This window comes from Gordonia sp. NPDC058843 (genome assembly GCF_042743165.1).
GTDB lineage: Bacteria > Actinomycetota > Actinomycetes > Mycobacteriales > Mycobacteriaceae > Gordonia.
In genome coordinates, this window is record NZ_JBHYNC010000075.1 from 1 (window position 1) to 12,712 (window position 12,712).

General features: G+C 68.2%; 10 protein-coding genes. 2 read left to right on the forward strand and 8 right to left on the reverse strand.

All coding sequences use genetic code 11. From position 1 onward, the window contains the following. Positions 1 to 297: 297 nt before the first annotated feature. The 3 genes from ACFW3F_RS25095 to ACFW3F_RS25105 all read right to left on the reverse strand — a co-directional run bounded on the left by ACFW3F_RS25095 (position 298) and on the right by ACFW3F_RS25105 (position 3,137). Entirely contained in the window at positions 298 to 1,629 is a 1,332-nt protein-coding gene (locus ACFW3F_RS25095; RefSeq protein ID WP_388062366.1) for a VOC family protein, read from the reverse strand. Next, positions 1,626 to 2,165 (reverse strand): RNA polymerase sigma factor, encoded by a 540-nt coding sequence (locus ACFW3F_RS25100; RefSeq protein ID WP_388062368.1) that lies wholly within the window; start codon positions 2,163 to 2,165, stop codon positions 1,626 to 1,628. Before ACFW3F_RS25100 ends, ACFW3F_RS25095 begins: the two co-directional genes overlap by 4 nt. A gap of 72 nt (positions 2,166 to 2,237) precedes the next feature. Continuing rightward, complete coding sequence (locus ACFW3F_RS25105) at positions 2,238 to 3,137, reverse strand: alpha/beta fold hydrolase (RefSeq protein ID WP_388062370.1); 900 nt, start codon at positions 3,135 to 3,137, stop codon at positions 2,238 to 2,240. Positions 3,138 to 3,206: 69 nt separating this feature from the next. Between ACFW3F_RS25105 and ACFW3F_RS25110 the strand changes: the two genes are divergently transcribed. Beyond that, positions 3,207 to 3,809: a TetR/AcrR family transcriptional regulator gene (locus ACFW3F_RS25110; protein WP_388062372.1), complete on the forward strand. Its 603-nt coding sequence runs from the start codon at positions 3,207 to 3,209 to the stop codon at positions 3,807 to 3,809. A 7-nt stretch (positions 3,810 to 3,816) separates the two neighbouring features. Here ACFW3F_RS25110 and ACFW3F_RS25115 read toward each other — a convergent pair whose 3' ends face one another. The 5 genes from ACFW3F_RS25115 to ACFW3F_RS25135 form a co-directional block, all read right to left on the reverse strand. Next, a complete protein-coding gene (locus ACFW3F_RS25115; RefSeq protein ID WP_388062374.1) occupies positions 3,817 to 5,382 on the reverse strand; it encodes a GMC family oxidoreductase in 1,566 nt (521 codons plus the stop codon). Beyond that, positions 5,379 to 6,902 (reverse strand): aldehyde dehydrogenase family protein, encoded by a 1,524-nt coding sequence (locus tag ACFW3F_RS25120; RefSeq protein ID WP_388062376.1) that lies wholly within the window; start codon positions 6,900 to 6,902, stop codon positions 5,379 to 5,381. Before ACFW3F_RS25120 ends, ACFW3F_RS25115 begins: the two co-directional genes overlap by 4 nt. Further along, positions 6,899 to 9,079: a choline BCCT transporter BetT gene (gene betT, locus ACFW3F_RS25125; protein ID WP_388062377.1), complete on the reverse strand. Its 2,181-nt coding sequence runs from the start codon at positions 9,077 to 9,079 to the stop codon at positions 6,899 to 6,901. Before betT ends, ACFW3F_RS25120 begins: the two co-directional genes overlap by 4 nt. A 72-nt stretch (positions 9,080 to 9,151) precedes the next feature. Beyond that, positions 9,152 to 9,910: an enoyl-CoA hydratase/isomerase family protein gene (locus ACFW3F_RS25130; RefSeq protein WP_388062379.1), complete on the reverse strand. Its 759-nt coding sequence runs from the start codon at positions 9,908 to 9,910 to the stop codon at positions 9,152 to 9,154. Then, positions 9,907 to 11,361, reverse strand: a complete 1,455-nt coding sequence (locus ACFW3F_RS25135) for a 4-hydroxyphenylacetate 3-hydroxylase N-terminal domain-containing protein (protein WP_388062381.1) — start codon at positions 11,359 to 11,361, stop codon at positions 9,907 to 9,909. Before ACFW3F_RS25135 ends, ACFW3F_RS25130 begins: the two co-directional genes overlap by 4 nt. Before the next feature lie 467 nt (positions 11,362 to 11,828). Between ACFW3F_RS25135 and ACFW3F_RS25140 the strand changes: the two genes are divergently transcribed. Further along, a complete protein-coding gene (locus ACFW3F_RS25140) occupies positions 11,829 to 12,683 on the forward strand; it encodes an SDR family oxidoreductase (protein WP_388062383.1) in 855 nt (284 codons plus the stop codon). The last annotated feature ends 29 nt before the right edge of the window (positions 12,684 to 12,712 follow it).

Below are 12,712 nucleotides of genomic sequence, written 5' to 3' on the forward strand. Positions count from 1 at the left end.
CTACTCTGAAAGCACCGCATAACCCCTGCTCCCTGAGGTGCGAGGAGCGCAAGCCGCCGGGCCGAGCAAGCGACGAAGGAGCGCGTCGAGGTCGAGGAGCCACGAAGGGTCGGCGACGCATCTCGCCAGGACCCTTCGTGACGCACCCTCCGCAAGCTCCGGGCGCTCCTCAGGGAGCGGGGGTTGACCGCGCCCTCCGCAAGCTCCGGGCGCTCCTCAGGGAGCACTGACTCAGCAGGCCCTCTCGGGCACGGGACCACAGGTTTTGCGGTCTTCCGGATCAGTAGGGCGAGCGAGTCAGAACAACTGGCCGAGGTAGAACTGCGCGCCTTGGTCGTCGGTGCATCGGGCGGAGATGCCGTACGGCGCGGTGCTCGGCTCCTCGAGCACCGTGCCGCCCGCGGCCCGGACGCGTTCCACCGCGGCGACGACGTCGTCGGTCGTCCACATCGGCACCGCCACCGCTGTGTCGGCGCCGCCTGCGAGACCGACCTGGGGGCGGGAATCGTCCACCTCCCAGCCGTCGTCGATGCGGCCGCCGTGGAACGTCCAGCCGAGCACCGAGCCGTAGAAGGCGCGGAAGCGTCCGCTGTCGGGCGTCATCACCGTCAGGTAGGTCATGGCCCCGGGGCCGCGCGGGTGCGTGTCCGGCCGGACGTCCTCGGGGTTCGGAGCGTAGACCGCGAAGCGCACGCCCTGATCGTCGACGGCGTCGACGAGTCGGTGACCGTCGGGACTGGCTCCGAACTCGCCCTGGCCGCCGGCCGCGACGATGCGCTCGCGGGCCGCCTCGAGGTCGTCGACGGCGTACGCGCAGAACATCGTCGGTGCACCATCGGTCTCGAAGATGCCCAGGCGATGGCCCACATTGGTGACCCGCCGGCCCTCGGCGTCGAACTCCCACCCGAGGACGTCGCCGTAGAAACGGCGAGCGCGGGTGGCGTCGGGGGTGTTCAGCGACATGTAGCCGACGTCGCCCTGGTGAACCCGCTCGGCGGCCGTGACCTTCGACGGCCCGCTCAGCATCCACCGATGCCCGAAGGGGTCGACGATGACCGCCGTGCGGGTGCCGTGGTCCTCGTACGGCTCGCGGGTGACCGCGGCGCCGGCACGCGCGGCCGTCGCGACCGCGTCGTCGGTGTCGTCGACGGCGACCATCAGACTGACCGACACCTGCCCGGGTGCGGGTGCGCGGAGTCCGAGATCGGGGAACTCGGCCGCGAGATAGATTGCGCCGCCAGCCAGTTCGAGTTCGGCGTGACCGATGACGCCGTCGGGCATCACGATCGGTTCGCCGCGCAGCCGGGCGCCGAGCGCCTCCACGTACCAGTCGATCGCGGCCTGGGGTTCGGCCACGGCCAGATACGGGAGGGCCCCGGGACGTTCGACCGACGTCTCCGCCGCGGCGGGCGTACCGGCCGGTGCGCTCTCGGGTGCGTCGAATTGTGTTGCGGTGGCCATGACGACTCCTTCGGGTAGTGTCGCCCCGCGTTCGAGACGATCACGCAGCGCGGCGGCGAAATCGCGGTCGGGACGAACAGGATCGTCGAAACCCGGCGTGCGCGCGGCGTTCAGGACGTGCAGCGGATCTCGTGCCGCGTCGAAGCGCGAGCTGTTCCGGGTACTCATGCGTGACCTCCTCTCCCGCTGGGCTGGGGTTGTGTTTCGGGGTAGGCGGCGCGGAACGCGCGCTTCGCCCGGGTGAGCAGGGCCTCGGTCGCGCCGACCGTACGGCCCAGGATCTCTGCGCACTCGCCGACGGGGAGATCGTCGACGTAGCGCAGCGTCAGCACCGACCGATGGACTGGTGACAGCTGGCCGAGGGTGTGATGGGCGACCATCCGGTCGAGTTCGGCGTCCCACGGATCATCGCCGCGGTCGGGTACGTCGTCGACCGGCTCCGGCGTGCGCTGGGCAGCTCGCCAGTGATCGGCGAGCTTGTGCCGGGCGATCCCGATGAGCCACGGGGTGGTCGGCTCGGTGTCGCGTCGTCGTCGGACGGAGTCCATCGCTGCCAGGAACGTCTCGGAGGTGACATCCTCGGCGGTGCGGCGATCGGAGCAGCGGCGCACGACGAAGCCGTACACCTCCGGCAGTGCCTGGTCATAGACCGCCAGCAGTCCCTCTGGTCCTCGGGCCGAAGACACCGATCGGTCGCTGCTCACATCTCTATCGTCGTGGCCCGGCGCGGTAATCCGACGCCCATGGCGAAAATTTCTTTCAGCGGTGTGCGGCGGTCAGGGTGACGTGAGGTCCCCGACGGTGAGCTCGACGATCTGGTCGGCGACGACTCCCGGTTGGTCGAGGGACACGAAGGTCCGTGCGCCGGGAACCTCGACGAACGGCGCGCCACCCGGGAAAGCCGCGGCCAGCCGGCGCCCGTGCGCCGGGGTGAAGCATCGATCGTCGCGTCCCCACACCAGGCGGACGGGAAGGTCGACCCCCGACATCCGCGGGGTGATCGTCGCGAGCTCGGCGGGACTGATACCCCGCAGGAAGGCGATGAAGTCGTCTCGAATGCGCGCGTCGGTCTGCAGGGGCGCGAAGACCGATCCGGTGAGTTCGGGGTCGGGATCGTTCAGCAGCAGGCCGACGCCCAGTGCGGAGTGCCGCAGCGCGCGAATGCGCATCGCCTCCGCCAGCGGCTTCAGGAGCAATCGGTTCCTCATGAGCGCGAAGTACAGCCGGAACGGCTGGGGAGGAAAGAGATCGAAGGCGTCGCAGTTGGTGAACAGCAGCCGGCTGACGAACCGCGGATCGTCGTCGAGTGCGAACTGGGTGATGGCGCCGCCGGAGTCGTTGGCCACGAGTGTTGCGGTGGACAGGTCGAATCGGTCGACGAACTCACGCAGGAGGCGGCCCATGCCGCGCGGTGAACGGTCCGCGCCGGGCCCGAGTGGGATGCGATGCGAGCCCAGAGGCATGAGGGGGACCAGACACCGGAATCCGCGCTCGGCGAGGAGCCTTGCCACGGGCTCCCACAGGCGATGGTCGACGACCGCGCCGTGGACGAAGACGATCGGCGGGTGCGGGGAGTCGGCTGGTCCGTACGTGGCGTACTCGATGACGCCCGAGGATAGTTCGACGGTCGGCAATGGGGCGGGCGCGTGTGTGGCGGTCGGCGGTGGAGTTGCCATGGCGAGACCCGTTTCTCGTAGACTCGAGTAACTTACGAACACTGAGTATGGAAGTTACGTGCAAACTGTATGAAAGTCAATCGTCGTACCCAGGCGGAGCGGACCGCGACCACCCGCGCATCGCTCGTCGCCGCCGGGCGCAAACTCTTCGGCGAGCGAGGCTTCGCCGATGTCGGCACCCAGGAGATCGTTGCCGAGGCCGGTGTCACGCGTGGCGCGCTCTACCACCAGTTCGACGACAAGAAGGGCCTGTTCGTCGCCGTCTACGACGACGTGGAGCAGTCGATCGTGGCCCAGATCGCCGCGGCCGTCGGCGAGCAAGCCGGTGAGGACCCGCTCGCCGCGCTGAAGTCGGGTATGCGCCTCTTCCTGCGGCTGTGCACCGAGCCGGAAGTGCACCGCATCACCCTTGTCGAGGCGCCGTCGGTGCTGGGGTGGAGTGAATGGCGGGCTCGCGGCGAGGAATTCGGATTCGCACTTGTCGAGGGCCTGATCGCGGCGGCGATCGCGACGGGGCAGGCGGTCGAGCAGCCCACCCGCCCGCTGGCCCATGTCGCGATCGGCGCCCTCGACGAGGCAGCGCTCTACGTCGCCGCGGCCGACGATCGCGAGGCCGCCACCGAGCAGGTCGCCGCCGTCCTCGAGCGGATCGTCGACTCCTTCGCGACCTAGTTCGGTGTCAGTCGCCGGCGCGCACCAGCTCGGCGCAGCGCTCGCCGACGAGCATCACGGTGAGGTTGGGGTTCACCGTGGTGTGGTCGGGAAACACCGAGGCGTCGGCGACCCGCAGGCCGACGACGCCTTTCACGCGGAGTTCGGGGTCCAGTGGCGACAGTTCGTCGTCGGGTGGACCCATCCGCACGGTGCCCACCGGGTGGTAGACGGTGTTGTGGGTTCGGGTGATGTAGTCGGCCAGTTCGGCGTCATCGGTGGTCGCGGGACCCGGGTAGAGTTCGCGGGCAATCCATTTCGCGAGCGGTTCGGCGGCCGCGATCTCCCGTGCCTTGCGTAGGCCCGCGATCATGATCCGCATGTCGTAACCCTCGAGGTCGGTGAAATACCGGGGGTCCACGCGCGGTTTGTCGCGGAAGTCGCGTGAGCGCAGACGCACCGTGCCCCGCGACCGCGCGTGTGTCACGTTCGGCGTCAGGCAGAAGGTGTTGTCACTGGTCGGATAACCCTGGCGCAGGGTGTGCATGTCGAACGGCACACTGCCGTAGTGCATCATCAGGTCCGGCCGGGTGAGGCCGTCATCGACGGTGGTGAAGATGCCGGCCTCCCACCACTGGGTCGACTCGCGCGTCATCGGCTTCGTGGTCTCGAAACCGATCACCCCCTCGGGGTGGTCCTGGAGATGCTCACCGACCCCCGGTGCGTCGACGAGGGCCTCGATCTCGTGTTCGCGCAGATCGTCGGCCGGGCCGATCCCCGAGAGCATCAGCAACTTCGGTGAGTCGATCGCGCCCGCCGAGACGATGACCTCGCGTCCTGCCTCGATGCGTGTCGTGCGACCGAACGCGTTGTCGGTGATCTCCACGCCCACCGCGCGCAGCTCACCGTCGACCTTCTCGATCACGACGCGCTTGGCCCACGAGCCGGTGCGGATGGTGAGATTCGGGCGATCGAGGTGCGGATGCAGGTAGCTCACCGACGACGAGGCGCGGACACCGTCGGGTCGCCGGTTGATCTGGAAGAAGTTGGCGCCGTTGACAACCGTGGTGCCGCTGTTGAAGTCGACGCGCGGGATCCCGACGGCCTCACAGGCGTCGAGCACGGCGACGCCGCACGGATCGTTCGGCGGTACGGTCATGAGGTGGACCGGACCGCTCCGACCGTGATGTGCGCCGGGTGCGTCGTTGGTCTCGATCTGCGGATAGAGCCGGTACAACTCCTCGGAACCCCAGCCCGCGCAGCCGAAGTCGCGCTCCCACGAGTCGAGGTCCTCGCGCGGTGCCCAGAAGGCGATGCAACTGTTGTGCGAACTGCACCCGCCCAGGACCTTCGCCCGGGCGTGCCGCATGAAGTCATTGCCGTGCTCCTGCGGTTCGATGGGATAGTCCCAGTCGTAACCGGATTCGAGGAGGTCCATCCACCGGTCGAGCCGGAGGATCGCGTCGTCACCGACATCGGACGGGCCCGCCTCCAGGAGGCACACCGAGACCGATGGGTCCTCGGACAGCCGCGACGCCACCACGGCACCCCCCGAGCCGCCGCCGACGACCACGTAGTCGTAGGTCTCGCTCACTGCTGATCCTCCCGGTCGCCGCGGTCCTCGAACCAGCCGGTGACGCCCGGCCGGAGGTTCTCGTAGACGTGTTTGGCCTCGCGATACTCGGCCAGCCCGGACGGTCCGAGTTCCCGTCCGAAGCCGGATTGGCCGTACCCGCCCCACTCGGCTTCGGGCAGATACGGCCCGAAGTCGTTGACCCACACCGTCCCGGCCCGAATCCGTCCGGCAATGCGGCGGGCACGCGCCGCATCGGCCGACCAGACCGCGCCGGCCAACCCGTAGACGGTGTCGTTGGCCAGGGCGACGGCCTCGTCCTCGGTGGTGAAGGTCTCCACGGTGACCGTCGGTCCGAACGCCTCGTCGTGGACGCAGGCCATCGAACGGTCGGCGCCGTCGATCACGGTGGGCAGATAGAACCACCCGGCGTCGAGGCTGCCCGATCCCTGGTCTCCGGTGGCGAAGGCGCCACCGGTACGGATGACGGCGCCGTCCGCGCGGGCTTGCTCGACATAGGCGTGCACCTTGTCGCGGTGTGCCGCCGAGATGAGCGGACCCGTCTCGGTCCCCTCGGAGTAGGGCAGGCCCAGGCGGATTCGTTCCGCGCGGCGGACGAGTTCGTCGACGAAGCGATCGTGCGCTGACTCCTCGATGATGAGTCGCGCTCCGGCCGAACAGACCTGGCCCGAGTGCAGGAACGCGGCGTTGAGCGCGTTGTCGACCGCAGCGGCGAGTAGTTCGTCGGTGGCGCAGGCATCGGCGAACACCACGTTCGGGTTCTTGCCCCCGAGTTCGAGTGCGACCTTCTTCACCGTTGCCGACGCCTCCCGGGCGATGATCCGGCCGGTGAGGAGTCCACCGGTGAACGAGACCAGATCGATGTCGGGGTGTGCGGAGAGCGGTGCGCCGGCCTCGGCCCCTGCACCGAGGACGAGGTTGCCCACACCCGCCGGGAGACCGACGTCCTCGAGGACCTGCATCAGCAGGATCGAGGTGTGCGGGGTGAGTTCGGCGGGTTTGAGGACGAAGGTGTTGCCTGCCGCGAGTGCCGGCGCGACCTTCCAGGCCGCCTGCAGCAGCGGGTAGTTCCACGGCGTGATCAGTCCGCATACGCCGACCGGCTCGTACACGATGCGGGAGTCGGCATCGGGTGATCCGGTGTCCACCACGCGGCCGGCGTCGATGGCCGCGAGTTTGCCGAAATACCGGAAGCAGTGGGCGATGTCGGTCATGTCGAGGTCGGACTCGTAGGGCCGTTTGCCGGTGTCGAGTGTCTCGGCCCGGACGAACTCGTCTCGGCGCTCGTCGATCTGACCGGCGACCCGGAGGAGCAGGTCCCCACGTTCGGCGGCGGGGGTGGCGCTCCACTCGCCCGCGTCGAAAGCCGCTCGCGCCGCCGCGATCGCGGCCTCGGTATCGGCGACGCCGGCCTCGGCGACCACGCCGACGACCGAGTTGTCTGCGGGACAGCGGATCTCGCGGGTGTTGCCGGAGGCGGCCGGTAACCAGCGGCCGTCGATGTAGAGGGTCTCGCTCATCGAGCCGGTGCTCCTTCGGAACTGCTGTCGGGGATGTCCGTGTCGCTGTCGGGCACGGTACCGTCGCCGGCCTCCGGATCGGCTTCGGGGTCGTGGTGGTCACCGGCGGCATCTCGCAGATGCAGGTAGCCGAGATGGCGTTCGTACTGGTCGAGGATGTCGCCGATGATCTGATCGCGGGTGTACCCGGTGAGCGAGTAGCCCTGCGATCCCTCGGTGAGGTACACCTCGCAACGGAAGTAACGATCGTCGGACCGCTGGGTCCGGACCGCGTACGTCGGAGTCGGCGCCGAGACCGGCCATACGCAGTACTCGAAGCGGGGGACCTCGGCGAGTTCGACGACGAGGCGTGGCGACGGCAGTCCTTCGTTCTCGGCCGACTCGTCGACCGTCGCGGTGACCCCCTCCCGGCCGAACTGCTCGGCGACCTCGGTCATCGCCGGTACGACGTTGGCTCCGATGAACTTCCGGGTGGCGACCGGGCCTGGAAAACGCAGGGTCCCGATGAGTCGTTGCCGCCAGCTGCCGTGTTCGGTGGGACCGCGTCCGACGGCGATCACCTTCGGCAGGGTGGTGCGGAAGCTGTCGAGTTTGACCGACTCGTTGCGGACGGCGCGCAGCAGCGAGATGCCGATCAGCCCGAGGACGAAGGAGAACGGCAGGCCCATGATCACGGTGGCGGCCTGCAGGGTCAGGATGGACCCGTCGCCGCCGCCGGCGAACAGCATCGACAGGGTCAGCAGACCGATCGCCACCGACCAGAAGATGCGCAGGGAGCGTGCGCAATCGGCCATCGGGTCGTCGAGGCGGCTCGTGAAGTTGCCCATCACGAGGGAGCCGGAGTCGGCGCTGGTCACGTAGAACAGCAGGCCGGTGATCGTCGCGATCCCGATGAGCAGCGTCGAACCGGGGTACTGCTCGAGCAACGAATAGAACCCGGCCTCGGGTGTGGAGGCCGTCGTGTCGGCGAAGTCCGCATCGCCGCGGGCCACCTGCAGGGCGCTGTTCCCGAAGATCGAGATCCACACCAGGATGAAGCTGAACGGGACCACCAGGACACCGAAGATGAACTGCCGCAACGTGCGTCCGCGCGAGATGCGGGCGAGGAAGAGTCCGACGAACGGCGCCCAGGCCACCCACCAGGCCCAGAAGAACAGCGTCCAGCCGTCGACGAAGGCGCGGGCGTCGTTGCCGGGCGGGGGATTCACCTGGTCCCACGCGAAGGTGTCGAGGGTCCGGTCGGCGAACGTGGAGACGTAGTCGCCGGCGTTCTGGACCAGACCGTTGAGCAGGAAGTCCGCATCCTTGGCGACCGTGATGTAGATGAGCATGCAGATCGCCAGGATCACGTTGATCTCGGAGAGCCGCCGGATGCCCTTGTCCACGCCCGAGGTCGCCGACGCGGTCGCGATCACCACCGCCAGGACGATGAGCCCGATCTGGGCTGCCTTGCCCTGCTCGATGCCGAAGATCTTGTTCAACCCGAAGTTGAGCTGTACGACGCCGATCCCCAGGGAGGTGGCGATGCCGAAGATGGTGCCGAGCACGGCCGCGACGTCGATCGCGTCGCCCCATCGACCTTCGACACGTTTGCCGAAGATCGGGTACAGGGCCGCCCGGATCGTCAGCGGGAGGTTGTGCCGGAAGGCGAAGTAGGCGAGTGCGCCACCCATCAACGCGTACATGGCCCAGCCCGTGACGCCGTAGTGGAAGACCGTCCACGTGACAGCCTCGCGCGCCGCCGCATTGGTCTCCGCGAGTCCGGTCGGCGGGTTGAGGAAGTGGGTCACGGGCTCGGCGACGGAGAAGAACATCAGATCGATGCCGATGCCTGCGGCGAACAGCATCGACGTCCACGTGAACAGGCTGTACTCGGGACGCGACTCCTCCGGTCCGAGTCGGTAGCGCCCGTACTTGCTGAGGCCGAGGAACACCACGAGGCCGACGATGGCGGTGGCGAGGATGAAGTACCACCAGCCGAACCACCGGGTGATGAAGTCGCGAACGTCGTTGATCGTCGACTCGGCCGCCGCCGGTGCTGCCAGCGCCCAGACGGCGAAGGCGAGCACGATGACACCCGAGGCGATGAAGACCGTCAGGTTGACTCTCCCTGAGCGGGCTGGGGGCTCGCCCGCGGCGGGAGCGTGGAAGGACAGACGACGGGCGTCATCACTCATGGGCTTCGACGCTAGTCCGATCACCGGCGGAGCGGGCGGTTTGGGCGAATCACCGCACGCGTAGAGACCTCGTCACCTGGTGAAGCGAGCGAGGAGTTCACCGGTCTCGTCGCCGGCACCCAGCCTGGCGATGGTGGCGGCCTCGTCGTCGAGGTGATCGGCGAAGGTCCGTCCGTAGGACGCCCGGGCGAGACGTCGTGCGTGCCCTGTCGCCGCCGTGGGTCGTTCGAGCAGTCCCGCGACCAGTTCGTCGGTGGCACTCTCGAGTTCCTCGGCCTCGACGATGTCGTGGACGAGGCCCCAGTCCAGGGCGGTTGCCGCATCGATCTTCTCGTTCCGCACCAACATGCGCAGTGCGCGCCCCAGCCCGATGGTCCGAGGCAGATTGATCGACACGCCGCAGTCAGGTGAGAGTCCGATGGTCGAATACGCGGCCACGAAGGATGTCTTCGGTGTCGCGATCACCACGTCGGCGGCGAGGACCAGACCCAGACCCCCGCCCGCCGCGGTGCCCTGAACGGCCGCCACGACGGGCACGGCCAGGCGGTCGAGGGTGATGAGCGATCGATGAACCGACCCGGCGAGTTCGGCGAGGAACCGTCCGCGGTCGGGCGCGGTGGCCATGCCGTGTACGTCGCCGCCACCCGAGAAGAGCCGTCCGGCGGCGGACAGTCGGACGGCCCGGACGCCGGCGTCGCGTTCGATGGTCGCGACCGCCGCCGCCAGTCCGTCGGCGAGGTCCATGTCGAGGGCGTTCGCCGCCTCCGGCCGGTTCAACCGGATGGCGGCGACGCCGCGGTCGTCGATGGCGAAGTCGAGTCCGGAGGTCATCGCGCGGCACCCGCTGTGGTGGTGAGTTCGCCTCGGGAGTGCGGAGTCTCGGCTGCCGACCGCAGGACCTCCTCGACAGCGGCACGAGCACGCGTGCTGTCGTAGGCCCGCGCGATCTGCATCTTCTCGGCCTCCAGCGAGCCCTCGGCATGGGTGGCCAGGACCGATTGGTAGCCGCCCCACTGGCCGGTGGTCAGGTCACCGATCAGGTGGATGAGTCGCAGGCGCTCCTGCGCCGGCCGCGCGGCGGCGAAGTACTTCTCCAGCACCGCCCGCACTTCGGGGTCATCCCAGTCGTGTCCGCCGGGCCCGGTCACCACGAGGCCGCCGGCGAGGTCGAGCAGGGTCGCCGTGGCCTGGTGGAACCCGTGCGCGAAGTGGTACTTCGCCATGTTGACCGCCAGCGGATCCGGGAGGTGGATCCCATTGCCGCCGTTGCGCGCGCGGACCGCGGCGAGCTCCGCGAAACCACGCACCGTCTCGGCATAGGTGATCAGTTCGGTCAGTTTGGTCTTCACATGACCGGCGCCGGCGATGCCGTTGGCCTCCGCGATACCGATGGCGGCACCGACCAGCAGGTCGAGGATGGGCAGTTTGTAGTTCACCGCGGTGAAGCGGTGGTAGTCGACGAAGGCGAGCGCCAGCGGGCCGGCGAGCTCGGGCTCCCGATTGAGGAACACGCGTTCCTTCGGAACCCGGACCCGGTCGAACACCGTCAGGCTCTCGAGCAGCTTGTGCCGGGACGAGATCGGGTGCTCGAAGGCGTGGTGGTCGCCATGCAGGTAGGGAGACACGTAGAGGGTCAGTCCCTCGGTGTCGACCGGGATCGCGAAGCTCACCGCCCAGTCGCGGTCGGCCTCCGACATCGCGCGGGTGGGTAGCACGATGATCTCATCGGCGTTGGCGCTGAACGAGGTGTGGACCTTCGCGCCGGACACGGTGATCGAGTCGGCGTCTTCGTCGACGATCCGCAGATAGTGGTCGGGATCGGGCTGACGGTGCGGGGGCAGTGACCGGTCGCCCTTCACGTCGGTCTGGGCCACGGCCAGCGCGACGTCGTTCTCGCAGCAATACCGGTAATACGCTTCGGCTTTCGCCAGTCCGTCGCCCGACAGAGCGCGTAACAGGGCGAACAGCGCGTCGCTGCCGACCTCCTTCAGCACGATCGTGCCCGCGCCCATCCGGGACAGGGTCTCGATCAGGCGGCCGCGGTCGCTGATGTCCTCGGCAGTACGTGGCACGCGGTAGAACGCGGTGTACGGTCCGTCTCCGTCGTCGGCGACTGCGAGATCCGGCTCGGTGCTCGAGATCTCGTAGGCGAGGGACGAGTGGGCGATCGCGTCGGCGAACTCGGTGAACGCGGTGACGTCCTGAATGTGCTCGCCGCGGTAGACGACGCGTCTGTTGTCGCGGAGGCCCTCTCGATAGGCCTGCGGGTTCCGGATGGCCACAACTGTCCCCTCTCGGTGAGTCGGCGCGGAGCTTCTGGGTCGACGGAATCTCTCGGCCGACATCGTTCACCCGCAATTAGCGAGCGCTCGCTCGGACAGCATGCCTGTCTGCTGGGGGCGCGGTCAAGTCCCGTCGGCCTGGGCGTCGGCGCGGGAGGGGTCGACTGGGAGATTCGCTCGGCCCCGGATGAGGGGCGCACCCTCGTGACGTGGCAGTTGATTGCGGAAAAGCGGATCTGAGAGTTACGCTCGGCGGAGCCGAACAAGAGAGCTCGAAGCCGAGCCGGGTCGTGACAACGCTGCCCGTGGTGCGTTTCGAGATCGTTGCGTGCGCCGGAGGCGGCACTCAAGATGTTTAGCTAATCCAAACAGGCGGCGAGCCGAGGACGCCTCGATCGAGTCGACATGCGCGCCGCTGTACAGATCGCTCGCACCTCCGACGGGTGTGGGCACCGAAAGGACTCACCGTGACACCGACCCACACCCCCGACGATTCCCTGCGAGGCCGGACCCTGTTGATCTCCGGCGGCAGTCGAGGAATCGGCGAGGCCATCGCGGTCGCGGCCGCGAGGCGCGGCGCCAACATCGCGCTTGTCGCGAAAACCGCAGAGCCGCATCCGAAACTGCCCGGAACGATCCACACGGCAGCGGCTGCGATCGTCGAGGCCGGCGGCCGGGCGCTCCCGATCGTGGGTGATGTCCGTGACGACGCCTCGGTGACCGAGGCCGTGGCCCGCACCGTCGAGCATTTCGGTGGCATCGACATCGTGGTCAACAACGCCAGCGCCCTCGACCTCACGTCCGCCGAGAAGATCGACATGAAGAAGTACGACCTGATGCAGGACATCAACGCGCGCGGTGCCTTCGCTCTGACCAAGGCCGCGATTCCGCATCTTCGTGCGTCGGAGAACGCCCACGTGCTGACGCTCTCGCCGCCCATCGATCTGGATCCGAAGTGGTTCGCGCAGATCGGTACCGCGTACACCATCTCGAAGTTCTCGATGTCCATGGTCACGATCGGTCTGGCCGCCGAGCTCGAACCAGATGGCATCGCGGTCAACTCGTTGTGGCCGCGGACCACGATCAACACTGCGGCCGTGCGCAACATCCTGAGCGAGGAACTCGTCGCGCGGAGTAGGAAGCCGAGCATCATGGCGGACGCGGCGATGAGCATCATCACCAAACCGGCCTGGCTGGCGACCGGCCAGTGCTTCATCGACGACGATGTGCTCGCTCGCGACGGTGTCCGCGACTTCGACCGGTATCGCGTCGTACCCGGGGACCAGGAACTCGAGCTCGACTTCTGGATGAACTGGAACTGAACGACTTCGACGGCGGCGCCGGGTCATCG

Excerpts from the sequence above, each read along its gene's own strand:
- ACFW3F_RS25130 (WP_388062379.1), bottom strand. The coding sequence starts at position 9,910 with ATGACCTCCGGACTCGACTTCGCCATCGACGACCGCGGCGTCGCCGCC.
- betT (WP_388062377.1), bottom strand. The coding sequence starts at position 9,079 with ATGAGTGATGACGCCCGTCGTCTGTCCTTCCACGCTCCCGCCGCGGGC.
- ACFW3F_RS25110 (WP_388062372.1), top strand. The coding sequence starts at position 3,207 with ATGAAAGTCAATCGTCGTACCCAGGCGGAGCGGACCGCGACCACCCGC.
- ACFW3F_RS25120 (WP_388062376.1), bottom strand. The coding sequence starts at position 6,902 with ATGAGCGAGACCCTCTACATCGACGGCCGCTGGTTACCGGCCGCCTCC.
- ACFW3F_RS25105 (WP_388062370.1), bottom strand. The coding sequence starts at position 3,137 with ATGGCAACTCCACCGCCGACCGCCACACACGCGCCCGCCCCATTGCCG.
- ACFW3F_RS25095 (WP_388062366.1), bottom strand. The coding sequence starts at position 1,629 with ATGAGTACCCGGAACAGCTCGCGCTTCGACGCGGCACGAGATCCGCTG.